Origin of the sequence: Bacteroides sp. OF03-11BH, assembly GCF_003604005.1 — a bacterium.
Taxonomy (GTDB): domain Bacteria; phylum Bacteroidota; class Bacteroidia; order Bacteroidales; family Bacteroidaceae; genus Bacteroides; species Bacteroides ovatus.
On record NZ_QTMW01000043.1, the window covers coordinates 15,717 to 41,753 of the forward strand.

The window sequence follows — 26,037 nt, forward strand, 5'->3', positions numbered from 1 at the left end:
ATTCCCAAAATATTTGTATCTTTGCACCCGCAAACGAAAATCATTGGGCTATGGTGTAATGGTAACACTACAGATTCTGGTCCTGTCATTCCTGGTTCGAATCCAGGTAGCCCAACAAAACACCAGCTTTTTACTGACAAAAACCCGCTAAAAATGCAATTTTAGCGGGTTTTTTTGTGCTTTGACAAATACCATCCGAAAAAAGTTGACGCTAATTCGGTGGCTAATTCGGTGACACGAATGCTCTTTTTTGATATTTTTTTGAGCGGTTCTCAAAAAAAAAGCAATGATGAGCCAAAAAAAGCAAACTTTCAATGTTCTTTTCTGGATAAGGAAAGGAAGAACGAATGAAAAACTGTCACCTCTTTCATGTCGGGTTACGATTTCGGGACAAAGATACGAAATTCCCACGAAACTATACCTACGGTCTGAATCATGGTCGGCAGTTGCGCAAAAGTCACTTGGTAAGACCGCCAATGACAAAGAAGCCAACCGGTATATCGAAGATTTGAAAATCACGATCGAAGATACCGTTACCAAAATCAGACAGAAAAACTACCCTCTCAACATTGAGAACTTCAAACTCATGTTTCAGACACAGGATAATGAGTTCTCTACCATCAGCACACTGTTTGATTACCATGAAATCATGGAGAAGAAAAATCTCCGTGCCAGTACATTTGTCGGCTATCACGTAACGAAGAAACACCTGCTCAACTTTATACGTATCAAATACCATGTCTCTGACTATGATTTGACCGCCATTGACAAAGCTTTCGTTTATGAGTTTTACGCCTATCTGCAAGGCTATAAGAGGGAAGGGGAGACCGTATGCGCTGTCAATGGTGCATTGAAGCATATCCAGCGTTTCAAAAAGGTGATGAATGTCGCCCTGCAAAACGAATGGATAAGCCGGAACCCTGTCTGCCTGCTCAACGCCAAGAAAACGAAAGTAGAAAGAGGATTCCTGTCCGAAAAGGAACTGAAGAGCATCGAGGAAGTCCCTTTGCCCGTCAACCTCTCCATCGTGAGGGACGTGTTTGTATTTGCTGTCTACACCGGACTGTCATTTGTCGACATCAGTAACCTGACGAATGAAAATATAAATGTCGGTATCGACAAAAGCTTGTGGCTGAACTACTATCGTCAGAAAACGGACATACACGCCATGCTGCCTTTATTGCAACCTGCTGTCTGTATATTAAAGAGGTATGAAGCATACCACAAAGGAAAACGGACTAATCATGTATTCCCGGTACCGCCCAACCAGGTGGCAAACCGATACCTGAAAAAAGTGGCCAAGGAAGCGGGAGTAGAGAAAAATATTACCTTCCATGTGGCGAAACATCATACAATCTCTATCTAATTGAAAATTAAACAGTTATTTCTGTTTAATTAATATCAGGTAACGATTTAGAAACGAGCGAATTACAATATTCTGTTTTCTTTTGCCTCTGTCAAAGAACGATTCTTTCAATGCAAATATACACTTTACTTGTGACAAAAGCAATCTTTTTCTACATTTAATCGACTTACAGTCAGCCTTAAAGAGGGTATCTGGTCTCATTCCATCTTCTTCCTCAAAAATAACATAGCAGTCTAAATTGGTTTATGTATGGGATAGGTCTTGTTCATTCGATCCGGTAGACTACTATACATAAAAGTATAAAGGCGAGATACGACAAGGAGATGCCATGCTTTTGTGTAAGGGGAATCTCTCTTAGCTTATCGCAGACCATGTATAGCTAAGTGTTTTGAGAATAAACAGTCTGTAAAAAACGGAAAGACACCGATTATGGGCCGTATCACCATCAATGGAACCCAAGCCGGTTTCAGTTGTAAGAAAGAAGTGTCCCTCGCTTTGTGGGACGTCAAAACCAACCGGGCCAAAGGCAAGTCCGAGGAGGCCCGTACACTCAATCAGGAGCTTGACAATATCAAGGCGCAAATCACCAGGCACTACCAGTACATCTGCGACCACGACAGTTTTGTTACAGCCAAGAAAGTCTATAACCGCTATGTCGGCTTCTCAGAGGAATGCCACACCCTTATGAACCTTTTCAGGGAACAGCTGGAACCGTATAAAAAGAAAATCGGCATAGAGAAAGCCGAAAGCACCTACTGCGGTCTGGTTGCCGATTACAAGAGTCTCCTGCTTTTCATGAAAAGCAAGAAGAATGCAGAGGATATTGTCATCGAAGAACTTGAGAAATCATTCATCGAGGATTACTACAACTGGATGCTCGGTACATGCGCTTTGGCAAACTCCACTGTCTTCGGGCGTGTCAATACCTTGAAGTGGCTGATGTATATCGCGCAGGAAAAAGGCTGGATACGGGTTCATCCGTTCGCATCATTCGAGTGTATGCCCGAATACAAGAGGCGTTCTTTCCTTTCCGAAGAGGAACTGCAAAGGATAATCCATATAGAACCGAGATACAAACGCCAGCGTGCCATGCGCGACATGTTCCTGTTCATGTGCTTCACCGGTCTTTCCTATGTGGACTTGAAAGCCATAACATACGATAATATCCATACCGACTCCGACGGCGGTACATGGCTGATGGGCAACCGTATAAAAACGGGAGTGGCGTATGTCGTAAAATTATTGCCCATTGCTATCGAACTGATTGAAAAATATAGGGGTACGGATGAAAAGAAAGACTCCCCGAATGTGTCTTTCCGGTAGGTGAATACAATGCCATGCGGCTCAGTCTTGGAATCATAGGCAGGAAATGCAACTCCGGGGCGAGGTCACCCCGCACATCGGACGCCACGCATTTGCCGTTCTGGCCATACTCAAGGGGATGCTGCTGGAAACTCTTCAGAAAGTGTTTGGGCATAAGTCCATCACATACGTCCTGCGCATCCATTCACTTGTCCGGCGCAGGCGGGGCAATCTTTTTCTGGAAGTCGCCCATCTGTACGACCAGCGTGCTGACCAGCTTTCTCAACTCCTAATACGCGCTTGTTTCAATAATTGTCAGTTCCATACTAAAATTCTTTTTAAGATTCTGAATATGCGACAAAGTAACGCACATCCTATATCCTTTCCAAACAGATAATATCAGAGTCTTCCGTTGGCGTGCATTGGCGTATCCAACGTTAAAAGAGAAGGTCCTTCACCTGCATCCATGCGGCAACGGAACTTCCATTCCCTTACTTGTTTTCCATAAATTTATAGGATTAATTTCTGGTGCATGATATTAATAGTCATTATTCTGTCTGCTTTTTTTGCTTGCATAATTGCAGCTAACAGTTATCTATTCCAGAACGCATTGTTATGGAAAATGGCAAGCTGTTTTGTTGGTTTATGGATATTGTGTATGATAATTACCGTCTTCGTTTGTCGTAAACTTGAATGCTCTAATTAAAACAGTACGGTTGTCATGCTTTGTGTGTTTTATTATAAATATTATGAATTATTTGGAATTGATATGTAATATAGATAATTTTGCAGTCGGGAAATGGTTTCGGGAGGTTTACGCCTTCCGAATGAAAAGGGAACCCGGTGAAAATCCGGGACAGTACCCGCTGCTGTGAGTCCACAAAAACGGACATCGAACTTTTGCCACTGGTGTAATACCGGGAAGGCACGATGACCGGGACGAGTCAGAAGACCTGCCATGACCGGAATGAGATTTACACCTGCGGGATATACGGGTCGTAATCAAATAGGGAATAGCTCATCGGCCATTCAATATTTGAAGACAGACATATTCCCGTTCGTGTAAGTCCGCACGAACGGGAATTTTTTGTGTTTGTTAATAATATGTTTTACATTAAAATGAGTGACCTATGAAAAGAAAATTACGCTTTCTGGCAGGTGCCTGTCTATTTACCGCAACCGCCTTGTTCTCTGGCTGTAGCTCGGACGATGACTTTTTGATGGACCCGGTTGATTCCGGAACTTCGCAAACCCGTGCTGTGACAAATTCGGACGGTACTTTAACTATCACTTTCGATGATTTCGATCCCGGCATGTTAGCAGGACCTACCTCGGCCGGAGAAAATCTTTATTCGTACCAAGGGTATCCTCAAGTAACCACCATTTACGACAATACTCCGGAAGAATATCTCTTCCTTTCAATGTTTAATACTGTAGGTGGAAGCACAGAGTATTCCAGCGGCGGCATCGCACTTTCCAACTGGAACATCCGCTCCAATCAGTCGGGAAATACCGGAGACTGGTGGTATTCTTATCTAAACCAATGTTCTGTCTATAACACTGCGGTGGAAGCGGAAGGACAGAATAAGGAAGCCGGGCACAGCGGTTCCAATTTCGGTGTCGTTTACGGATATGTGGATGCTTACAATCAGGCATGGATGGCTAAACCAGAATTTTATTTCAATGTTCCCCGGAAATTGGTCGGCCTGTGGATCTGCAACACCTCATACACTTATGGTGTCATTACTTATGGTAATCAGTTCGGTTCTACGGGGGTAGCGACTCCTCTGAAAGAGATGAAAGGGTATTTCCAAGTGAATCTGGAATGTTATGATGCGAATGGCGGTCTGATCCGCACTTACAAACGTCTTTTAGCCGATTATCGTAACGGCCAACAACAGGTTGATCCTATCACGACATGGGATTATTGGGAAATCAATGCCGAAGGGGTGCAAAGTGTGAAATTCAACTTCGAGGGTTCGGATTCGGGAGCATACGGTTTGAATACTCCGGCTTATATCTGTATTGATGATATCACCATACAATAAAAAGAATACAAGGATATCCCTTCTGTCGGGGGTATCCCTGTTATTTTTCTAAAATCCACACATCATGCATCGTTTTCACTATTTTATTATTTCTGCCTGTATGCTGTTCACCTCCTGCAACAAGGATGAAGTCATTACCGAAGAAGTAGGAGGACAACCTATAATAGAACTTGACAGCGAGACCGGTATTTACACGGTCAAGGTCGATCACGAATTGACTATCGCCCCGACATACCAGAATGTTGAAGATGCTCTTTTTGCTTGGACGATAGACGGTACGCTGGTTTCTTCGGGTCCGTCTCTTCAACGTACATGGAATGAATGCGGGGATTTTTATGTCAAACTAAGAGTAGACAATGCGGAAGGCTATGCCGAAGAGGAACTGAAAGTAGAAGTGAAAGAACTCACCCCTCCGGTCATCTCACTGGCACTACCTTCGCAGGGGCTAAAAGTCGTCCGGAATACCGATTACACATTTACTCCCGATATTCAGCATTCGGATGTCGAAGGGTTCAAAATCGAATGGGTACGGGAAGGAAAAATCGTTTCCACCGAGAATACTTATACTTTCAATGAAAAAGAACTCGGTGTTTATACGGTGACAATCAACGCTTCCAATATAGATGGGACAACAACGAAAGACGTAAGCGTAGAGGTCGTGGAAACGATGCCCTACGTTGTCAAATTCCCGACCCCGTCTTACCTGCAAACATCCACGGACAGGTACACTTTTGCCGACCGTCCTGTTTTCCTGCGTCCGTTGTTGGAGTATTTCGACAATCCCCGTTTTGAGTGGAGTGTGGACGGTCAGGTCATGGAAGGAGAAGTGGAACGCATGTTCAAGTTCACGCCGTCCGCACCCGGAGAATACACCGTCTCCTGTACTGTGTCGGAAGACACACCGACGGAAAAAATAAGCAGGAATATCGACAAAGGGAAAACGGCTGTCACTGCCACCGTAAAAGTCGTTTGTGTGGACAAAAAGGAACAAGACGGCTTCCGGGCTTCGGGAAGTTCCAAGCTCTGGAATAAAGTCTATGAATATACCCCAGCTCCCGGCCAATTTATCAACGAGACGAGCACGATAGGCGGTATGACCGGCAACGAAACATCCCCTGAAGCGGCTGTCGCATGGGCAACACAGCGTTTGAAAGACAAACTGCACGTCTCTTTAGGTTCTTTCGGGGGTTATATCATCGTCGGCTTCGACCACAGTATTCCCAATTCGGGTAACCAATATGATTTCTGTGTTCAGGGGAACGCCTTTGACGGCAGTTCCGAACCGGGTATCGTATGGGTCATGCAAGATATAAACGGAAACGGATTGCCGGATGACGAGTGGTACGAACTGAAAGGATCTGAAGCAGGCAAGGAAGAAACAATACAGAATTTTGAAGTGACCTATTACCGTCCGGAAGGCAAAAAAATGGATGTCCAATGGATCAGTTCCGACGGTAGAAACGGCTGGGTAGACTATCTGTCCGCTTATCATACACAAGACTATTATTATCCGGCTTGGATTTCGGAAAACAGTTATACCCTGACAGGCACTTGTCTGGCCGCCCGCAACACCCAAGATTCTCAAACCGGTTATTGGGATAATCAGAGTTATGACTGGGGGTACGTGGATAATTTCGGAAACGACCAGATAGAAGGCGGCAGTACGGTGGATGGAAGCGGACAAAGGAACGGTTTCAAAATTTCCAATGCCATCCATGCCGATGGAACGGAAGCCAATCTGCAATATATTGACTTTATCAAAATACAATGCGGTGTTCTGGCCAAAAGCGGCTGGCTGGGCGAAGTTTCTACGGAGGTATTTTCTTTTGAGGATCTAACCAAATAATAAAAATTACAAGTATGAAAATTTATTTTCTTCCCATGCTCCTATCCTTGTTCTTTTTGGGAGCGTGTGACAAAAACGATGAAATTATACCTGAAGATGCAGATGAAAATTTCATCACATCGGTCGTGATGACCGTGGACGGGAAATCGTACACGGCCGACATTACGGACAATACAGTAACAATAACCGTTCCCTATACGGTATCGCTGAACAACGCCGAAGTGGAATTCAAGTACACAACTTCTGCAACAATCATACCTGATCCTGAAACGGTAACGGACTGGGATAACGAACGAACCTTCCGGGTGACATCCTATAACGGAGATGCCCGCGAATATACCTATAAGGTCGTGAAAAGCGAGATAGAATCTGACGGAGATGTGGAGTTGAAGACCACCGAGGAGGTAGCTTCTTTTGCCGCAACCAAAACAACCGTTGTCAAAGGGAACCTGATTATCGGCTCTGATGCGGAAGAGGCAGAAAAAATCACTGACATATCTGCATTGGCATCTTTGAAAGAGGTTACTGGCAACATTGTCATTCGTAACAGTTACAACGGTGCAGACTTGACAGGGTTGGATAATATCGTTTCTGCCGGAGGTTTACAGGTAGGTTCGACCGATGTCGCCTCGAAAGCTACGGAACTTCACATGATTTCCATGAAAGCATTGGAAACGCTCTCCGGAGACATATCGGTATATAACGACCAAGTGACGTATGTCCTATTCGAGAAACTGGCAACTATTGAAGGAAGCGTGATGTTCAATGCGTCGTCGTTACAGAGTTTTGAGTTTCCGGTTCTGACTACTGTAGGTCAGGATCTGAATCTTCAAGGACTCAATGAAGAGAACACAGCAGCCGGTTCGATTGCGTCTTTGGAAATACCGGAACTGACAAGTGTCGGAGGGGTCTTGTCCGTAAACAATCTTGCCAAGCTGACTTCCATGAGCTTCCTTAAGCTGAAAGAGACCGGTGGCCTTGATTTCCATACCGTCCCCGTGATGTTGGAAACCATCAACCTTCCGGAAATCGAAACAGTAAACGGAAGTATTATTATGGAAGCCAATATGGAAGCTCCTCCTACCGGTAGTTTTGTTCCCCAACGAAATGACGTGCTTCAGGCTTTCGGTGGAATGGACAAACTGACAACGATAAAGGGACAGATAAAGATAAAGAATTTCACGGCACTCAAACAACTTCCCGACTGGAGCAAGATCACCACACTTGGAAGCATCACGCTGGATTATCTTGAAGATGTGAGCGGAACACTGCTGTTGCCGAACGCCCGATTTGAAACCTTCGGAGAAACAGCGCCCCAGATTGAAATTATAAACAAGGTGCAGCTCTCCAAAATTGAAACAGCCGAAGATTTGTCAAATGTAAATTTTGTCATCACCAGTCTCACGAATAATAAGTTCCCTGAAATCACGTTCAAGAATATCAAAGACTTCACTTGTAAGCCAACCACCAACAATACCGATTATACCATATCGACAATTCAACATGTATATGGAAATCTAAATGTGACAGGCCAAATGCGAAGCAATGCCAAATTTCCCGACTTGGAAATCATAGATGGATATGGATATATCCAAATACCCATGTTTGCTTCAATCACAATGCCAGTCTTGAAAGAAGTGGGAGGACAGTTCTATTTATCTGGAAATTTTACCAGTTGTAACTTGCCCTTACTATCCAAAGTTTGTTGTTCAGCTTCTCCTGTATATTATAAAGAGGGAGAGGGTTCGTTAGCAATATCTTTACAAAGTAAATCGCTGGATATTCCGGAATTGCTTCACGTAGGAGGTGAAGGGTTGTTCGTTAATAAAGCAACAGGCATTACTTGTGATAAATTACAGACTATAGATGGTACGCTACAGATAAAAAGTGCGACTTCTCTTTCTCAGGAAACACTTTCCATGGAGAAGTTGGAGACCTTGCATGGGGTTGTTTTTGACGGTTTGACGAAATTTACCGACTACACTTTCTTCGGCAAGTTTATAGAAAACGGAATGATTACGGGGGAAAGTTGGAGCGTGACGAAATGTGGGTATAACCCAACCTTCCAAAATATGAAGGACAAACAATATACGCAGCAGGATTAAACCTTATACCTTAACCAGAGTACCCGTAATGATTCGGGTACTCTTTTTTATCCGAATGACAATGAGCAGAACAATACAACGGATTTGCCTTTTTCTTTTCTGCCTGCCAGTTTTCGGCAGTTGCATGAAATGGGATTACGGAGAGATGGAAGATTTCTCTGTATCGGCCTCTGGTCTTTTCATTACCAACGAGGGGAATTTCCAGTACAGCAATGCCACGCTTTCCTACTACGATCCCGCCACGTGCGAAGTGGAGAATGAAGTGTTTTACCGTGCCAACGGGTTCAAGTTGGGCGATGTGGCCCAGTCTATGGTTATCCGGGACGGTATAGGCTGGATCGTGGTGAACAACTCGCATGTGATTTTCGCCATCGACATCAATACTTTCAAGGAAGTGGGCCGTATCACAGGTTTCACCTCACCCCGGTATATCCATTTTCTGTCGGATGAGAAAGCCTATGTGACGCAGATATGGGACTACCGTATCTTCATCATCAACCCCAAGACATACGAGATTACCGGCTATATCGAATGTCCAGACATGGACATGGAATCGGGTTCCACCGAACAAATGGTACAATACGGCAAGTACGTCTATGTGAACTGCTGGTCGTACCAGAACCGCATCCTGAAAATCGACACGGAGACGGACAAGGTCGTGGACGAACTGACCATCGGCATACAACCTACTTCGCTGGTCATGGACAAATACAACAAGATGTGGACCATCACGGATGGCGGTTACGAGGGCAGCCCATACGGTTACGAGGCACCGTCTCTCTATCGTATAGACGCCGAGACTTTCACCGTAGAGAAACAGTTCAAGTTTAAGCTGGGCGACTGGCCTTCGGAAGTCCAGCTCAACGGTACACGGGATACACTTTACTGGATCAACAACGATATTTGGCGAATGCCGGTGGAAGCCGACCGTGTTCCCGTCCGGCCTTTTCTGGAGTTTCGGGACACCAAATACTACGGCCTTACGGTCAATCCCAACAACGGGGAGGTATATGTGGCCGACGCTATTGATTACCAGCAACAAGGTATCGTGTATCGCTATTCGCCGCAAGGCAAGCTGATCGATGAATTTTACGTGGGAATCATTCCGGGAGCTTTCTGCTGGAAATAACGAGGAAGGAGGACAAAAATGAAAAGACATCTTATTCTATTGTTCGTGGGGGTAAGCCTGCCCTTTCTGCTTGCCGCCCAGCAGAAAAATTCCGTCAGCATTACCAAAAGGGTACTACGTATTCCGGAGGTTACGGTGGTGGGCAAACGACCTATGAAGGATATAGGCGTGCAACGAACCCGTTTCGATTCCATCGCCATGAAAGAGAACATCGCCTTGTCTATGGCCGATGTGCTGACATTCAACTCATCCGTTTTTGTCAAGAACTACGGACGCGCCACGTTATCCACCGTGGCTTTCCGGGGTACCTCTCCCTCGCATACCCAAGTGACGTGGAATGGTATGCGCATTAACAACCCGATGCTGGGCATGACGGATTTTTCCACCATCCCTTCTTACTTTATCGATGATGCCTCGCTGCTGCACGGAACGTCATCGGTAAACGAAACGGGCGGCGGCTTGGGTGGTCTGGTCAGGCTCTCCACTTCTCCGGCCAACCATGAAGGGTTCGGGTTGCAGTACGTGCAGGGAGTGGGGTCGTTCAGCACGTTCGACGAGTTTCTCCGCCTGACCTACGGTGACAAACACTGGCAGTCCTCCACCCGTGTGGTGTATTCCTCTTCCCCCAACGACTACAAATACCGAAACCGGGACAAGAAGGAAAACATCTATGACGAGGACAAGAACATCATCGGTTCCTATTACCCGACGGAACGCAACCGCAGCGGGGCTTATAAGGATCTGCACGTCTTGCAGGAAATTTATTATAACACGGGCGAAGGCGACAAGTTCGGGCTAAACGCCTGGTATATCAATTCCAACCGGGAACTGGCGATGCTCAGCACGGATTACGGGAACGACATGGACTTCGAGAACCGCCAAAGGGAGCAGACGTTTCGCGGCGTCCTCTCGTGGGATCGCGTGCGGGAGAAATGGAAGGTCGGTGTAAAAGGCGGCTATATACACACATGGATGGCCTATGATTACAAGCGGGACAAGGGAAACGGCGAAATGGCTTCGATGACCCGCTCACGCAGTAAGATTAACACGTTCTACGGAAGTGCGGACGGGGATTATGCTCCTTCAGAGAAATGGCTGTTCACGGCCGGTGTTTCCGTACACCAGCATTTGGTGGAAAGCGCGGACAAAAATATCATCTCGCAGGAAGGTAACAAGGCTGTTGTCGGGTATGACAAGGGACGTGTCGAGTTTTCCGGTTCCGTTTCTGCGAAATGGCGGCCTGTCGATCGTTTTGCCGCCTCGCTTGTCCTTCGCGAGGATATGTTCGGTACGGAATGGGCCCCGGTTATCCCGGCTTTCTTCATCGACGGGGTACTGTCGAAAAAAGGCAATATCGTGGCGAAAGCATCCATCTCCCGGAACTACCGTTTTCCCACGCTGAACGACCTCTATTTTCTGCCGGGCGGTAATCCCGACCTGAAAAGCGAGCACGGCTTCACATACGACGTGGGGTTGTCGTTCTCGGTGGGGAAAGAAAATGTATATGCTTTGAGCGGTGGTATCAACTGGTTCGATTCGCACATCGACGACTGGATCATCTGGCTACCCACAACCAAGGGATTCTTCTCCCCCAGAAACCTCAAAAAGGTACATGCTTACGGGGCAGAGACCAACGCCCACCTTGATATAATGCTCGGAAAGGACTGGAAACTGGATATGAACGGAACTTTCTCGTGGACTCCCTCGATCAACGAGAGCGAACCGATGAGTCCGGCAGACCAATCCGTCGGCAAACAGTTGCCATACGTGCCGGAGTTTTCCGCAACGGTGACCGGACGTCTGTCATGGCGGACATGGAGCCTGCTTTACAAATGGTGTTATTACAGCCAGCGTTATACCATGTCGAGTAATGACTATACCCTGACGGGCTATCTGCCCCCTTACTTCATGAATAACGTGACACTGGAAAAACAGCTCTCTTTCCGATGGGCCGATCTGTCGCTAAAGGGCAGCATCAACAACCTGTTCGATGAAGAATACCTTTCCGTATTGTCCCGTCCCATGCCGGGCATCAATTTCGAGATATTCATCGGCATAACACCCAAGTTCGGAAAAAACAAAAATAGTAAACGATAATCTGCATCAATATGAACGCATTAAAGAATTTAAGCCTGATTTTGTTGCTTTCTCTGGCATTTACAGGCTGCCACAACAAAAGCTCAAAAATCAATGATTTCAACCTGCTGCTTTATGCTCCCGAATATGCCTCCGGCTTCGACATCAAAGGGGCGGGCGGGAAGGAAAGCGTACTGATAACCGTCAGGAATCCCTGGCAGGGAGCGGACAGTGTAACCACATGGCTGTTTATCGTCCGCAACGGTGAAGAGGTTCCCGAAGGGTTTGCAGGACAGGTACTCAAAGGAGACGCCAAACGTATCGTGGCGATGTCTTCCACTCATATCGCCATGCTTGACGCAATCGGTGAAGTCCGGTGTATAACCGGCGTTTCGGGAATCGACTACATTTCCAACCCAGACATCCAAGCCCGCCGCGACAGTATTGGCGATGTCGGCTATGAAGGGAACATCAACTACGAGTTGCTGCTCTCGCTCGATCCCGACCTCGTTCTGCTCTATGGGGTGAACGGCGCAAGCGCAATGGAAAGCAAACTCGAAGAACTCGACATACCGTTCATGTATGTCGGCGATTATCTTGAAGAGTCGCCTCTCGGCAAGGCCGAATGGATGGTAGTGCTTTCAGAAGTCACAGGAAAACGTGAGAAGGGTGAAAAAGCCTTTGCCGCAATCCCGGTCAGATACAACGCCTTGAAAAAGAAAGTGGCCGACAGTACCCTCGGCACTCCTTCGGTTATGCTTAATGTTCCCTATGGCGACTCGTGGTTCATGCCTTCAACCCAAAGTTATGTAGCCCGCTTGATTACTGATGCGGGAGGCCGCTATATCTACCAGAAGAACACGGGAAACGCTTCTATCCCCATTGACTTAGAAGAAGCATATCTGCTCGCGTCGGATGCGGACATGTGGTTGAACGTGGGAATGGCGAACTCCCTTGACGACTTGAAGGCATCATGTCCGAAATTCACCGATACCCGATGTTTCAAAAATGGAGAGGTGTATAACAACAACGCCCGTACCAACACAGCCGGGGGTAACGACTATTACGAGTCTGCCGTCGTGAATCCTGACATCGTGCTCCGCGACCTCGTGAAGATATTCCATCCTGAACTGGTGCAGGAAGAGTGTGTGTATTACAAGCAACTGAAATAGATGCGTTCCCGTTCGACTATATTATTCTCCATATTGATTACGCTCACGGTCGGTCTTTTTTTACTGGACTTGGCCGTGGGAGCTGTCAACATTCCGATCCGCGATGTATGGGCAGCACTGACCGGGGGAAATTGTTCCCGTGCCACGGAAAAAATCGTACTCAACATACGCCTCATAAAAGCTATAGTGGCACTGTTGGCCGGGGCTGCCTTATCGGTCAGCGGTCTTCAGATGCAGACCCTCTTCCGTAATCCTCTTGCCGGTCCCTATGTCCTTGGCATCAGTTCCGGTGCAAGTCTCGGTGTGGCACTTGTGGTACTTGCCGGGATCGGTTCATCAATAGGCATTGCCGGAGCAGCGTGGGTGGGTGCGGCTGTCGTGTTGCTCGTGATAACTGCCGTCGGACAGCGAATAAAAGACATCATGGTAATCCTGATTCTGGGCATGATGTTCTCATCGGGCGTAGGTGCTGTCGTGCAGATATTGCAGTACCTCAGCAAAGAGGAATCGCTGAAAGCCTTTGTCATTTGGACGATGGGGGCTTTGGGTGACGTCACCTCCGGACAACTTCTGATTCTTGTTCCATCGGTGTTTGCCGGACTGCTGTTGGCTGTACTGACCATCAAACCGCTTAACCTCCTGCTGTTCGGAGAGGAATATGCCGTAACAATGGGACTGAATATTCGGCGTTCACGCAGCCTGTTGTTTCTCTCGACAACGCTGCTCGCCGGAACGATAACCGCTTTTTGCGGTCCGATAGGTTTCATAGGTCTCGCTATGCCTCATGTCACAAGAATGCTTTTCCAAAATAGCGATCATCATGTCCTTCTGCCTGGAACAATTCTTTCGGGAGCATCGATATTGCTTCTTTGCGACATCATTTCTAAAATATTCACCTTGCCGATCAACGCCATTACAGCTCTATTGGGAATCCCAATCGTCGTATGGGTGGTTTTACGCAACAAATCCATCACCGCATGATAGAATTACAGCATTTTTCCATAGGTTACAAAGAAAACTCGTTGCTCCACGAGGTAAATGCCACGATAAAAAAAGGTCAACTGACAGCCCTTATCGGAAGAAACGGGACAGGAAAATCGACGTTGCTCCGCGCCATAGCCGGTCTGAACCGGTGTTATTCCGGAAAAATCATTCTCGACGGGCACGACATCGCCTGCATGAAAACCGAAGATATGGCAAAAACGCTGGCTATCGTCACGACCGAGCGCACGCGCATCGCCAACCTGCGGTGCAAGGATGTCGTAGCCATAGGCCGTGCTCCTTATACCAACTGGATAGGTAGGATGCAAGAAACAGATAAGGAGATAGTCATGCAATCGCTCATTTCGGTGGGAATGGAGGCTTATGCAAACCGCACGATGGATAAAATGTCGGATGGCGAATGCCAGCGTGTGATGATTGCTCGTGCATTGGCACAGGATACTCCTATCATTCTCCTTGATGAACCGACTTCCTTTCTTGACATGCCTAATCGCTACGAACTTGTGGCGTTGCTTCGTAGGCTTGTCCACGACGAGAAAAAATGTATCATGTTCTCGACACATGAACTTGACATCGCGTTGTCCATGTGCGATTCGATAGCATTGTTAGATACCCCGAATTTAAGTTGCTTGACCGCGTCTGAAATGCAGAAAAGCGGATACATTGACAGACTTTTCCAAAATGAAAACATCCGTTTCGACTCCTTATGCGGTACAATGATTTTGAAACAATGAGTATATACACTGTAGAAAATTTTACTTCAGACATCACTGTTGAAGGATACATCGCCGAATTCCGTGACGAACCACATTTTCTTGAACTTTGCAAACAATGTACCAATTACGGTAAAAGTTGGGGGTGTCCTCCATTTGATTTTGATACGGAATCGTTTCTCCGACAATACAAGTATGCACATCTTATGGCAACGAAGATAATCCCTGAAGACAAAGATATTCCGATTGAATATACACAAAAACTCATTTTACCGGAACGGATACGAATCGAGAGCGAATTATTGGATATGGAACGGAAATATGGAGGGCGTTCATTTGCCTATATAGGTAAATGTCTTCACTGCTCAGATAACGAGTGTACGCGTAACTGCGGCACACCATGCCGACACCCGGAAAAAGTGCGTCCGTCACTCGAAGCCTTCGGATTTGACATAGCCAAAACGCTTTCTGAACTTTTTAACATCGAACTTCTTTGGGGAAAGGATGGCAAATTACCTGAATATCTTGTTCTCGTAAGCGGATTTTTTCATAATGAATACGAACTTTGCAACATAGCATACTAATGATTCGGACATGAAATAAACAGACAAACTAACCACATTCGGTTCAATCTGTTTTGTGATTTCAAATGAATTATAGTTAGATATGTAAAAAGCGACGCTGGAGCTTGAAATAAGTAACGGTTTATCGGTGTATTCTCCGTTAAACCGTCCTGTTTTCGTTAAACGAAAACACAACTTGCTGTCCGCAGGAGCGGACCACATTTATCCAATAATTATTGTGTATTAGCCCATTGTATGGCTATTCTCCTGTGATTTACGAGGCATTTCCATCAGGTGTTTGCCGGCTGCTCTCCCCATAAAAGGGTGGATATCTCTCCATAATCATATGACTTACGTCCATAATTCGGGAATAAGGAGGCGAATATACGGGAAATCTGCCCTTTACATGCCCTATTGTCCATTAATGGATTGTTACTTCTACACATCTACAAATGGAGAGCGGCAGTGAGCCGTATATGGTTTATGGTTTTTCTGCATTATCTTCATTAATGGATTACTACTTCTACACTTCTGCAAATGGAGAATGTAGCCGTGTACACCTTATGGTCTTCCTTCATAATTCTCCATTAACGGATTAATACTTTTACACTCCCATAGACCGATAATTTAAGAATCCGTATCCGGACGGATGCGCGCTCTCACGCCTGCCCATAAGGATTAAAAAGGAACGGTGGACAAGGAAACGGAATCCCGCTCGCTTTTCCACACCACTACGGGCCTCTGATGTCGCCTCCGCATAGGAAGAACCGTCCGAACGGAACGGCATCTCCGTCCCCCCCGTCATGTGTATCATGACAATAACTGACTTTGGATGACTATAAGTGACAGGTGGTTTCATCCTGTTCTCTTCTTCCTTTATTTTGTATTCCGAGACAATACCAGTTGTGTAATTTAATAATTTAAGATTTTAAAATATGGATTCAGAAAAGGAAAAGAACCGGCTTTCCGATATCGTTCTCGAGAGGGTCGGACTCACGGGGAACCTTCTGTCAGCTCCCGTTTCCCCATCCCTGGAACCAGTGGTGGAGATACCAAGTCATGGAAGTCAGGTCCGGGCAGGGAAAGTGACAGGTCCGGAGGAACACAGGGAGGACATCGCCTCCCTGCTCGGTGAGGTCTACCGTCCCTGGGATGAGGACGGACAGCCGGGAGGAACACCTCGCCGATAAAACGTTGTCATTGTCCAAGAAGGCATATCATGACAGGAAAGAACGTAAAAGAGCGGATTGGTCTTGGCGGGATGGACGCGGACCGCATCCGTGAGATCATGGGGGAAGCGCCTGCCTGTCCCCGGAAGAGACGTGGAACGTCCGGTAACGACATTATACGTCCCGCAAGGAAAAATGGCCCCATGCAACCATCCGTCTACGGGGAGGAATACCTGCATGGCATTGCGGGCGTGCAGCGTCGGTCGCTGCATATTCCCGCCGCCCTGCACCGGAAACTGTCCATCCTGGCGGGAGCCTCGAGAAACGGAAAGGTCACTCTGGAGGGGTTCATCAACCACCTTGTCTCGCGGCATCTGGAAGAATACAGGGAAACGACGGACATGATTCTGGAGGAGTCCCTGCCCGGCCCGGTCATAAAGGCTCGTCCCCCATGACAGGGGATCTCCCCCGATGGGAGCATTATTTTTGTTTCTGAAACAATAGTGTTTAACTTTTAATGAAAAAGAAGTATGATGAAAAAAGAAAAAGAGTTGTTGGTTGCCATCGCCAGCCAGAAGGGTGGCGTGGGAAAATCCGTCTTTACGGTACTGCTGGCCAGTGTCCTGCATTACCGCAAAGACGTGCGTGTGGCGGTTGTGGACTGTGACTCCCCGCAGCACAGCATCGCCCTGATGCGTGAGAGGGACATGGAGAATGTCATGAAAAATGACGACCTGAAGGTGAACCTGTACCGGCAGTACGAAAGAATCCGTAAGCCTGCCTATCCGGTCATCAAAAGCGACCCGGAAAAGGGGGTGGAAGACCTGCGGCGTTATATGGACGAAAAAGGGGAGACTTTCGATATCGTGCTCTTCGACCTTCCCGGAACGCTCCGCAGCGAGGGGGTGGTTCATACCGTTGCCGCGATGGACTATATCTTTGTCCCGCTCAAGGCGGACAATATCGTCATGCAGAGTTCCCTGCAGTTTACCAAGGTGCTGGAAGAGGAGCTGATCGCCAAGGGGAACTGCAACTTGAAAGGAATCCGGCTGTTCTGGAACATGGTGGATAGAAGGGGACGGAAGAATTTGTATGATGCCTGGAACCGGGTCATCCACAGGATGGGGCTGCGGCTGCTGTCCTCACACATTCCGAACACCCTCCGCTACAACAAGGAGGCGGACCCTGTCTGTAAGGGTGTCTTTCGTTCCACGCTGTTTCCACCCGATCCCCGTCAGGAGAAAGACTCCGGCCTTCCTGAACTGGTGGAGGAGATATGCCATGCCATCGGTCTGGAGGAATCCGATACCGAGCGGTAGCGGATGATAGGATACAGACACCTTGAATAAGGGCTTTTAGCCTAAGATAAAGTAAGATAATTGCATGATAATAAGTTTTTTACAGATGTGACTTCTCCTATAAAAGCATTACCTTAGTAGTGTAATGTGCGCCAAGAGGTCACACAAGTAATTGTTCAGCATCGTGTCTGAACCTATTGTTCCATCAATAGTAGCCTGAAGAGGCGTACGTGACTGGCAACGGTCGGGTGCGAAGCCCTCTTGACAACGACGTTCCAACCTAAGCATCATAGGCGAAGAATGTCAAAGCTGACTGATATGAGTAACCTAAGTGAATCGCCGTACCATCGTGACTATGAATTAGCTCACGGATATTTATGGGCCATTCCAAAAGGCAAGCAGTCAGGATAGTACGCTGTTACATCGTGCTACACGGATGTCGCACTGCTGGTGGATAGGCGGAGTCTAAGTCGGTCGTCAGTTATTTGTGCGAAACTTGGTAAGCCCGTATCTCTCCCGTCAGCCAATAACCGATGGGTGGCCAATTGTAAGAGCGGCCGAATGAGGTGCGGGTAAAGGATTGTGGAGAAAGCGAATGCCATGGTGTAATGCCCTGGATAAAGGTTTCAACGTCACCCTACGCGAAAGCGGGCAGACTTCCACAGGGTAATTCTTTGTGAAACGAATTGTAGAACTTCAAGTATAAAGAAACAGCAAAGGAACAAGGCGCAAGCCGAGTGTGCATCTTCAGCCGGACGCAAAACCGTGTGGAAAGGAATAGACTTCGCACGATGCGAACGTAAGGTATCAATCGTTCACTGACTGCTATGTTCGGTATTAATGCAGACTGAATCCTTAATCATTTATCCAAACTCTTGAAATATCAAAGCCTGATTTAAGTGCAGATAACTGATAGAGTTTGGATAAATGGAAAGTTTGAATAAAATACATTATTATCAATTTCTACAGATATTTTTCCTTGCGCTCACACCCCACTGCATATTTGAGAAAACAGAATGATTTAACATACTATTTTTCATATCCAATCTTTTTTAATACTCCCCATGATAATACTCACTATAAAAAGTCCAATCGAATAATTTTACGCGGTGATAAATGAAATTAATAGAAAGCGATTACCTTTGAAGAAAAAGTCTGTAATTTGGTCAAGAGAAAAGTACAATAGGTCAAAACATGGATATTATAATTCGCTTTATTTGCACTACCATTTTAAATCTAATTGTATTAATCCTTATTATAAACTTTAATATCTGCACTATGAAGAGAAAAGTACTATTAAGCACATTGTTTCTAATACTACATTTCACTGTAGCATTAGCACAGCAAGTAACTATTTCAGGGCAAGTGTTGGATGAGAAGAGTGAACCTCTTATCGGTGCCACGATAAATATCGAAGGTACCACCAATGCAGTAATCACCGATTTAGAAGGAAAGTTCACGATAAAAGTACTTCCTTCTGAAAAACTGGTCATCAGTTATCTGGGATATAAGCCCAAAACTATCACTATCGGAAAGAACCGAAGATTTGATATCATTCTAGACCCTTCAGTCACAGAGATGGATGAGGTGGTTGTTGTAGGCTATGGTAGCCAGCGAAAAAGTGATATTGCAACCGCCGTTGCTTCTGTGAATATAAAAGATATTGTAAACAGTAGTTCTACGCAGACGTTGCAAGCACTACAAGGCAAAATCAGCGGAGTACAGATTATCCCCACAGACGGTTCATTGTCAAGCGGAATGACTTTCAGAATCAGAGGTGTCAACTCCGTCACAGGAGGAACCCAGCCTCTCTTCGTCATTGATGGTGTACCAATGCCTACTCAACAGATCACCAATGAAGATACCGAAACGGTAAACAATCCTCTGCTGGGACTGAATCCAAATGATATTGAATCCAATTTGAATTATTGGAATCCTCGTCCTATCAAAAAGGATAATCCATATTTGACCGTCCAAAGGAAGCTCTCTCCACAGACTGTGGAGGATTTCGCCAATAGACTGTTCATCTACCAGGTAGGAAAAAACAATCATATCGGCTTTCCATTCCGCAAACCCTCCCAGATGGAAATCCTTAACTTTGAAATGAGGAACTATTTTGCAGAGACCAATACCAATTATAAAGCCTTTGCCACGGGTGGTGACAAGGCACAAAGCTGTTGGATGGCCAATTTTGTTCCTTTTGACAAGGTTACAGACATATATCTCTTTGAATCCGCTATTGACGCAATGAGTTTCTACGAAATAAACCATTATACTAAAGAAACCACATGCGCATTCATAAGCACGGGGGGATATGTCACCAAATCCCAAATAGAGAATATAAGCCGTATATTCCCATCTGATAAGGTAAAGTGGAATTGTTGCTATGACAATGATGCCAGCGGTAATGGTTTTGACATCACCACAGCATATTATCTCAAAGGTGAGGAATGTAAAGCTTTTGCAAGGACCAACACTGGAGACACATATAAGACCATCTATTTAAGTTTCCCGGATGGAAACACACAGACCTTCAAAGAAGATGCATTTTCCTCCGGCGAGTATCTTAAACAACATGGTATAGACAATGTAAATATCATCAAACCTTCACGGTACAAAGATTGGAATGAGCTTCTTGTCTATTACAAAAGATTTGATTTGAACCTGGGTCCAGGAATGAAATTCATCCCGGCTATCGAAAAGACCATATCCCAACTGAATCTAAGAGGATATGAACAATTGGCCAATAGTATCAGTTCTTCCACAAAAGAACTGGTGGATTCTCTGCTTGAGCAAGCCAATTACTGCATTTCCGCACCTCTTGCCGAGAGCGGCGCTTATACTCTTATGGTAGACTGTAATATCTTCATGGGGCTGGACACGATGGTACCGGTACCAAGCAACTTATATGTTATAGAAAAGTGCACGCAAAAAAAGATATCGGCACATGCCATAAATGAATTTCTTAAAAAAGAATATATAAACATTTTTAGAGACATGAGTTCATCTGATTTCAAAAATTTTCTAGAGAAAGACATCCTAACTTATACAAAGGGTGCTGTAGAAAAGAATTTTGAGAAAGTGATATTGACTTTCGGATGGAGCCTTAAACCTTCAATTCTAAAAAAAAAGAGTTTTGACTTAGAACATGGTATATAGCATAACAATACAGCATGATACCATAATAGTAGCTGTTTCAAGCAGACATGTTGTCACAATTCCTGCCAGGTTTAATGGAATGATTCTCGGGCTTTGGAACTTGATACAGATTTTCGTTGCCTACTGTAATGAGAATCCGAATTGGGTGAGTAATGTCCGGTCACTGTGGGGTGACCGATTCAAATAGGGACAGGTATGGAACGGATGCCTATTCATGCCCCTATTATAGCTGACACATGGACTTTTATACATTCTTGCACTTTTTAAGTGGGTAAAAAAGTACTATTTGTATTTTATACAAAAAATTGTTTGCTTAATGAAATGGAACATACATTGCCAATGATATTTAATACCTATATATAGGTATTAGATGCGTTTTTATACCCAAAAAATGGTATTTTTATAATCTTTTGTAATATCTAATTTTGCATCCTAAAATAGATCTTTTATCGAAGAGAGATACAGTTTCCTTATATTTGAACTGGGGCTTCTGTAAAGTGCGATAAATATGAGGCTGGAACGGAGCTATCAGAAGAATTTTGGAGAAAATCCGTTTTTTAACTTAGTTAGATCTATCAATGAAAATATAAGTATTTATCTGCGTTGTATTAAGATATAGCATATCAGAACTACAACCATCCCGTTTTTTATTTAGATTTGCAGTTTGCTTTTAATCACTCAAGATCCGTATTACTATGTATGGAACTTAAATAAAGTACTAATATATATTGGATTTTCCTAAATATAATGCAGTTGCTATATTGTTAGACAACAGACGGTTGAGGTCTGTGAGATTATGCAACGGCACCAACAAAAACAACATGTATTTTTAATAATTTTAGTTTTGTTACACACAATGGTTTGTTTTAATTTAAAATTTACATATAATTTTGCATTATTAATAAATATGATGTTACTTATGAAAAAAGGTATTTTGGGGTGTAATATTATATACTTGTTTATACTTATTTGCATAGGAATTGCCCTCCCTATCAAATCGCAAAACAATTACAAAGTAAAACTTACAGGCACTGTTTATGAGTACGACCACAACAACAAGCGTTTGCCTTTAGAATTTGCAGCTGTGTCTATTCCTGAAATTGCACTAGGGACAACCTCTGATGAAAATGGTAGATACATACTGGAAAACGTACCTACTGGTAAAATTCGTATGCAAATTCAATATTTGGGCAAAGTCTCCATTGACACCTTAATAAATGTAAATAAGGATTTGGTTCTTAATTTTACAATGAGGAATGAGGATTTTAAGTTGAAAGAAGTTACAGTAACTGCAACCAACAGCCGTTCAGGCAAATCCACATCTTCTCACATTTCCCGCTCTGCTATGGACCATATGCAAGCGACCAGTTTATATGATGTAATGTCATTGATGCCAGGTGGAATTTCACAGAATCAAGATATGAGTTCGGCACAACAGATTAACATCCGTCAAGTTTCCAGTTCCAGTGGTCCGGAAGCTCCGATGAATGCTATGGGCACCGCAATAATTCGTGATGGTGCCCCCATCTCAAATAATGCTAATCTATCTGCGATGAGCCCTACGGTATTAAGTGGTACGGAAACACCCGCTTCATTGGCCGGAGGTGCCTCGCCGGCTGGTGGAACCGATGTTCGTAGTATTTCTACTGAAAATATAGAGTCTATACAAATCGTTCGTGGTATCCCTTCTGTTGAATATGGTGATCTGACCTCAGGAGCAGTAATTATTAATACAAAAGCTGGTCGTGAGCCGCTACGTGTCAAAGCAAAAGCCAATCCCAATATCTATCAGGTGTCTATGGGAACCGGTTTTGAACTTGGAAAAAAGAAAGGCGCTTTAAATGTAAGTGCAGATTATGCTTATAATACGAATAATCCAATATCCAGTTACCAGCACTATCAGCGTGCCACAACAAAGTTGCTCTATTCAAATACTTTCTTTAATAATAAGTTACGTACCAATTCCAGCTTTGATTTTATTTATGGTAAGGATCAACGTGAACGTAATCCTGATGATGAACAAACTAAAACAGCTTCGGAAGGCCGCGATATAGGTTTTACTTTGAATACCAATGGTACATGGAATATAAATAAGGGCTGGTTAAAAACACTACGCTATGTATTGTCAGGTACGTATATGGATAAAGACAGTTATTATGAAACCGTATACAGTTCTGCTACATCTCCTTATTCCATGACCACTACAAACGGTGCGGTACTTAGTAACTTTGCAGGTCAGCATATCTATGATGCCAATGGTAATCAAATTACTAATTTTGGACCGGAAGACATAAATCATTATGCTGTTTATCTACCAAGCAGCTATTTGGGACACTATGAGATCGATAGTCGTGAAGTTAATTTGTTTGCTAAAGTGACGAGTTCTCTATTCAAGGCGAGCGGTCATGTAAACAACCGCATCTTGATTGGTGCGGATTTCCGGAGTGACGGTAACGTTGGTAAAGGAAAAACTTATGACCCAAGTACTCCTCCTTATCGTAGTCAATACGGTCATAATTCATCTTTCCGTCCACGTAACTATAAGGATATTCCTTTCATTAACCAATTTGGTGCATATGTGGAAGATAATTTCAAATGGTCCATAAGCGGTACGCATGATTTGAACATTCAGGCTGGTGTGCGTTATGATCATACCTCAGTAGTAGGAGGCATTTTCTCGCCACGTGTAAATGCATCCATTGATTTGATTCCGAATCTATTAAGTCTTCAGGGAGGTTACGGTATTGCTGCAAAGATGCCTTCTCTTCTCTATTTATATCCAGAAAATGCATATTTTGAATATATCAATATAAATGAGCTTACCAATGAAAATATTCCGGAAAGCCAGCGCTTGTTTATGACTACCACAGAAGTTCGGCAAGTAGATAACTCAGATTTGAAGATTGCCCAAAATCATAAAGCAGAAGTCGGTTTTAATTTACGAGTGGGTAAAACCAATCTGAATGTAATAGCTTATAAGGAGCGTCTGAAGGATGGTTATGTAATGAGCCAAACCTTCAACACCTTCAATACATTTATCTACAATGAATACCAGCGCACAGAAAACGGGATAGAGCTTAGTAGTAGCCTACCGGTATTGTCTACTTATGCAAAACCAACTAATAATTTAAATATAGAAACTAAAGGTTTAGAATTTGATTTGAATATCGGACGTATTGATGCTATCCGTACGGCCTTCCAAATAAATGGCTCATGGATGCGTACTAAGAGTTGGCGTCAGGGTTATAGCTTCTATGACAATAGCGAAGATGCTGCTTCAGCCCGTAAACCGGTGGCCATTTATTCTCAAGAAGGCAATGCAAGTTACAAACAACAATTTGTAACGACTTTACGTGCCACTCACAATATCCCGCGTATCGGTTTTGTTGTTACGATGACAGCACAAGCTATTTGGCAGCAGTCTAATTGGAATACATTTGGAAACGATTCTATACCTGTGGGCTATTTAGCATTGGAAGATGCGTCTGTAAATATGTTTCCCAAGGGGAAATATACCACTACCCAGCAAGTAAAGGATGCAGGATATGGATATATGTTGAATAATGTAAGTCATAATAATGCTATAAAAGAATCATACAGTCCTTATTTTTGTTTTAACTTGAATGTAACTAAAGAAATTAGCAATATGCTACGTGTTTCTTTCTTTGCCAACAATATGTTCAGAAGTTATCCGCGCAGAGAATCCAAACGTAATCCGGGTTCATATATTCAATTGAATAACCGATTTTTCTTTGGGCTGGAATTATCACTCACTTTATAATGTTTAGGAAGTTATGAAAAAATATTTAATATATTTGTTTACATTGGCAAGTACCCTTTTGATAGGATGCGATTCGTTCAGGGACATGTCTGGCACAGCAGAAGTGAATCCTATCACAGTGGATGTATATTTGGATATTACCGTTGAAAATATATCCACACTGAAAGATCTGACTGTAAAGTTCGACAATTACGATGAAGATTTACATTATGTAAAAGAAGTAACTGATAATAGTGTGAAAGTTGACGGAATTATCCCCGGAATTTATTCGGTAACAGTATCCGGTACAGCGATCGATACAGAAAACAATGAATACTACATCAATGGCAATTCTGTAAATGCGGCATTATTTAAGCATGGTAGCGCATTGAATATTGAAGTACAAGGGCTTAAAGTGAGCCCATTAATATTCAAGGAGATTTATTATTGCGGTAGCCGTCCGGAAAAAGGAGGAGTCTATTTCCGAGACCAGTTCTATGAGATATACAATAACTCTGCTGACATTTTGTATTTGGACGGTATTTATTTCGCAAATTTAACTCCGGGTACAGCTACCACTAAATTACCTATTTGGCCGGAAGCGGACGGTAATAATTATGCATATGGAGAACGTGTGTGGAAATTTCCAGGAAATGGAACCGAATATCCGTTAGCGCCAGGTGAATCTTGCATCATTTCTCAATTTGCCGCTAACCATCAGTTGGACATCTATAACCCTCAAAGTCCTATAGACGGCAGTAGTTCTGAGTTTGAGTTTAATATGAATAATCCAAACTTCCCTGACCAGGCAGCTTATGATATGCAACATGTTTTCTACCAAGGAAAAGCAGAGATGGGAAGTATACCACAATATTTGACATCCGTATTCGGAGGTGCTTATGTGATTTTTCGTGTTCCTGAAGGAGAAGCTTGGGATCCGGTCAACGATGAAAATATGAAGACAACAGATCTTAGCAAACCGAACAGCAATGTTTATTATGCAAAAATACCTATTAAATATGTATTGGATGCTGTTGAAGCAGTAAACAATGAGTCAAAGATGAATGCAAAACGTGTCCCCGGTGTACTTGATGCAGGTATTACTTGGGTAGGAGCTACTTATTGCGGTTTAGGTATTGCTCGCAAATTGTCCACAGACGAAGAAGGTAATCCTATTATTCGCGAAGAAACAGGTACATATATATATCAGGATACAAACAACAGTACGGATGACTTTGAACGTGGCGTTGTTCCTGTAATGCGTCGTAATGGAGCAAAAATGCCTTCATGGAATCACACATTGTAATAATTAACTAAAAAGACAGAACA

The 26,037-nt window shown here is 44.2% G+C and carries 20 protein-coding genes, 1 tRNA gene and 1 riboswitch; of the genes, 19 read left to right on the forward strand and 2 right to left on the reverse strand.

The features are described 5' to 3' along the window. Positions 1 to 44 precede the first annotated feature (44 nt). From DXA54_RS22160 to DXA54_RS22225, 13 genes are all read left to right on the forward strand, one after another. Positions 45 to 115 (forward strand) — tRNA-Gln (locus DXA54_RS22160). 174 nt (positions 116 to 289) lie between these two features. Beyond that, complete coding sequence (locus DXA54_RS22165; protein ID WP_120080688.1) at positions 290 to 1,366, forward strand: site-specific integrase; 1,077 nt, start codon at positions 290 to 292, stop codon at positions 1,364 to 1,366. A gap of 429 nt (positions 1,367 to 1,795) precedes the next feature. After that, the gene (locus DXA54_RS22175; RefSeq protein ID WP_004289225.1) at positions 1,796 to 2,689 is read left to right on the forward strand and encodes a phage integrase SAM-like domain-containing protein; all 894 of its coding nucleotides are present in this window, start codon (positions 1,796 to 1,798) and stop codon (positions 2,687 to 2,689) included. Between the two features lie 46 nt (positions 2,690 to 2,735). Then, positions 2,736 to 3,065, forward strand: a complete 330-nt coding sequence (locus tag DXA54_RS28615) for a hypothetical protein (protein WP_004289226.1) — start codon at positions 2,736 to 2,738, stop codon at positions 3,063 to 3,065. A 386-nt stretch (positions 3,066 to 3,451) separates the two neighbouring features. Further along, positions 3,452 to 3,644: riboswitch (cobalamin riboswitch) on the forward strand. Positions 3,645 to 3,798: 154 nt separating this feature from the next. Then, positions 3,799 to 4,716, forward strand: coding sequence for a DUF4465 domain-containing protein (locus DXA54_RS22185; protein WP_004289228.1), 918 nt, complete (start codon positions 3,799 to 3,801; stop codon positions 4,714 to 4,716). Between the two features lie 64 nt (positions 4,717 to 4,780). Further along, positions 4,781 to 6,562, forward strand: coding sequence for a PKD-like domain-containing protein (locus DXA54_RS22190; protein WP_004293827.1), 1,782 nt, complete (start codon positions 4,781 to 4,783; stop codon positions 6,560 to 6,562). 14 nt (positions 6,563 to 6,576) lie between these two features. Beyond that, a complete protein-coding gene (locus DXA54_RS22195) occupies positions 6,577 to 8,667 on the forward strand; it encodes a lipoprotein (protein WP_004311297.1) in 2,091 nt (696 codons plus the stop codon). 28 nt (positions 8,668 to 8,695) lie between these two features. Further along, positions 8,696 to 9,796 (forward strand): YncE family protein, encoded by a 1,101-nt coding sequence (locus DXA54_RS22200; RefSeq protein ID WP_004293828.1) that lies wholly within the window; start codon positions 8,696 to 8,698, stop codon positions 9,794 to 9,796. Positions 9,797 to 9,814: 18 nt separating this feature from the next. Next, positions 9,815 to 11,893 (forward strand): TonB-dependent receptor plug domain-containing protein, encoded by a 2,079-nt coding sequence (locus tag DXA54_RS22205; RefSeq protein WP_004311295.1) that lies wholly within the window; start codon positions 9,815 to 9,817, stop codon positions 11,891 to 11,893. An 11-nt stretch (positions 11,894 to 11,904) separates the two neighbouring features. Next, complete coding sequence (locus DXA54_RS22210) at positions 11,905 to 13,044, forward strand: ABC transporter substrate-binding protein (protein WP_004289233.1); 1,140 nt, start codon at positions 11,905 to 11,907, stop codon at positions 13,042 to 13,044. Continuing rightward, entirely contained in the window at positions 13,045 to 14,025 is a 981-nt protein-coding gene (locus DXA54_RS22215) for a FecCD family ABC transporter permease (protein WP_004311292.1), read from the forward strand. Then, positions 14,022 to 14,780, forward strand: coding sequence for an ABC transporter ATP-binding protein (locus tag DXA54_RS22220; protein ID WP_007748724.1), 759 nt, complete (start codon positions 14,022 to 14,024; stop codon positions 14,778 to 14,780). Before DXA54_RS22215 ends, DXA54_RS22220 begins: the two co-directional genes overlap by 4 nt. Then, positions 14,777 to 15,343, forward strand: a complete 567-nt coding sequence (locus DXA54_RS22225) for a DUF2284 domain-containing protein (protein WP_004289236.1) — start codon at positions 14,777 to 14,779, stop codon at positions 15,341 to 15,343. Before DXA54_RS22220 ends, DXA54_RS22225 begins: the two co-directional genes overlap by 4 nt. Positions 15,344 to 15,926: 583 nt before the next feature. Here the strand turns inward: DXA54_RS22225 and DXA54_RS22235 are convergent. Continuing rightward, positions 15,927 to 16,136 carry a hypothetical protein gene (locus DXA54_RS22235; RefSeq protein WP_005829337.1) on the reverse strand — a complete coding sequence of 70 codons (210 nt, stop codon included), beginning with the start codon at positions 16,134 to 16,136 and terminating at the stop codon, positions 15,927 to 15,929. Between the two features lie 121 nt (positions 16,137 to 16,257). On the opposite strand from DXA54_RS22235, the gene DXA54_RS22240 reads away from it, so the two are divergent. The 3 genes from DXA54_RS22240 (at position 16,258) to DXA54_RS22250 (ending at position 17,810) form a co-directional block, all read left to right on the forward strand. Further along, entirely contained in the window at positions 16,258 to 16,512 is a 255-nt protein-coding gene (locus DXA54_RS22240) for a hypothetical protein (RefSeq protein ID WP_120080690.1), read from the forward strand. Between the two features lie 29 nt (positions 16,513 to 16,541). Next, the gene (locus DXA54_RS22245) at positions 16,542 to 16,946 is read left to right on the forward strand and encodes a DUF3408 domain-containing protein (RefSeq protein WP_004315818.1); all 405 of its coding nucleotides are present in this window, start codon (positions 16,542 to 16,544) and stop codon (positions 16,944 to 16,946) included. Between the two features lie 75 nt (positions 16,947 to 17,021). After that, positions 17,022 to 17,810: a ParA family protein gene (locus tag DXA54_RS22250; RefSeq protein WP_004311277.1), complete on the forward strand. Its 789-nt coding sequence runs from the start codon at positions 17,022 to 17,024 to the stop codon at positions 17,808 to 17,810. A gap of 108 nt (positions 17,811 to 17,918) precedes the next feature. Here DXA54_RS22250 and DXA54_RS28270 read toward each other — a convergent pair whose 3' ends face one another. Beyond that, complete coding sequence (locus DXA54_RS28270) at positions 17,919 to 18,080, reverse strand: hypothetical protein (protein ID WP_153862836.1); 162 nt, start codon at positions 18,078 to 18,080, stop codon at positions 17,919 to 17,921. A 987-nt stretch (positions 18,081 to 19,067) separates the two neighbouring features. On the opposite strand from DXA54_RS28270, the gene DXA54_RS22255 reads away from it, so the two are divergent. The 3 genes from DXA54_RS22255 to DXA54_RS22270 all read left to right on the forward strand — a co-directional run bounded on the left by DXA54_RS22255 (position 19,068) and on the right by DXA54_RS22270 (position 26,014). Further along, positions 19,068 to 20,948, forward strand: a complete 1,881-nt coding sequence (locus DXA54_RS22255) for a carboxypeptidase-like regulatory domain-containing protein (protein WP_004327093.1) — start codon at positions 19,068 to 19,070, stop codon at positions 20,946 to 20,948. A 910-nt stretch (positions 20,949 to 21,858) separates the two neighbouring features. Further along, positions 21,859 to 24,729: a TonB-dependent receptor gene (locus DXA54_RS22265; protein WP_004311273.1), complete on the forward strand. Its 2,871-nt coding sequence runs from the start codon at positions 21,859 to 21,861 to the stop codon at positions 24,727 to 24,729. Positions 24,730 to 24,742: 13 nt separating this feature from the next. Further along, on the forward strand, positions 24,743 to 26,014 hold the full coding sequence (locus tag DXA54_RS22270) for a DUF4876 domain-containing protein (protein ID WP_004312956.1): 1,272 nt from the start codon (positions 24,743 to 24,745) through the stop codon (positions 26,012 to 26,014). Positions 26,015 to 26,037: the final 23 nt, after the last annotated feature.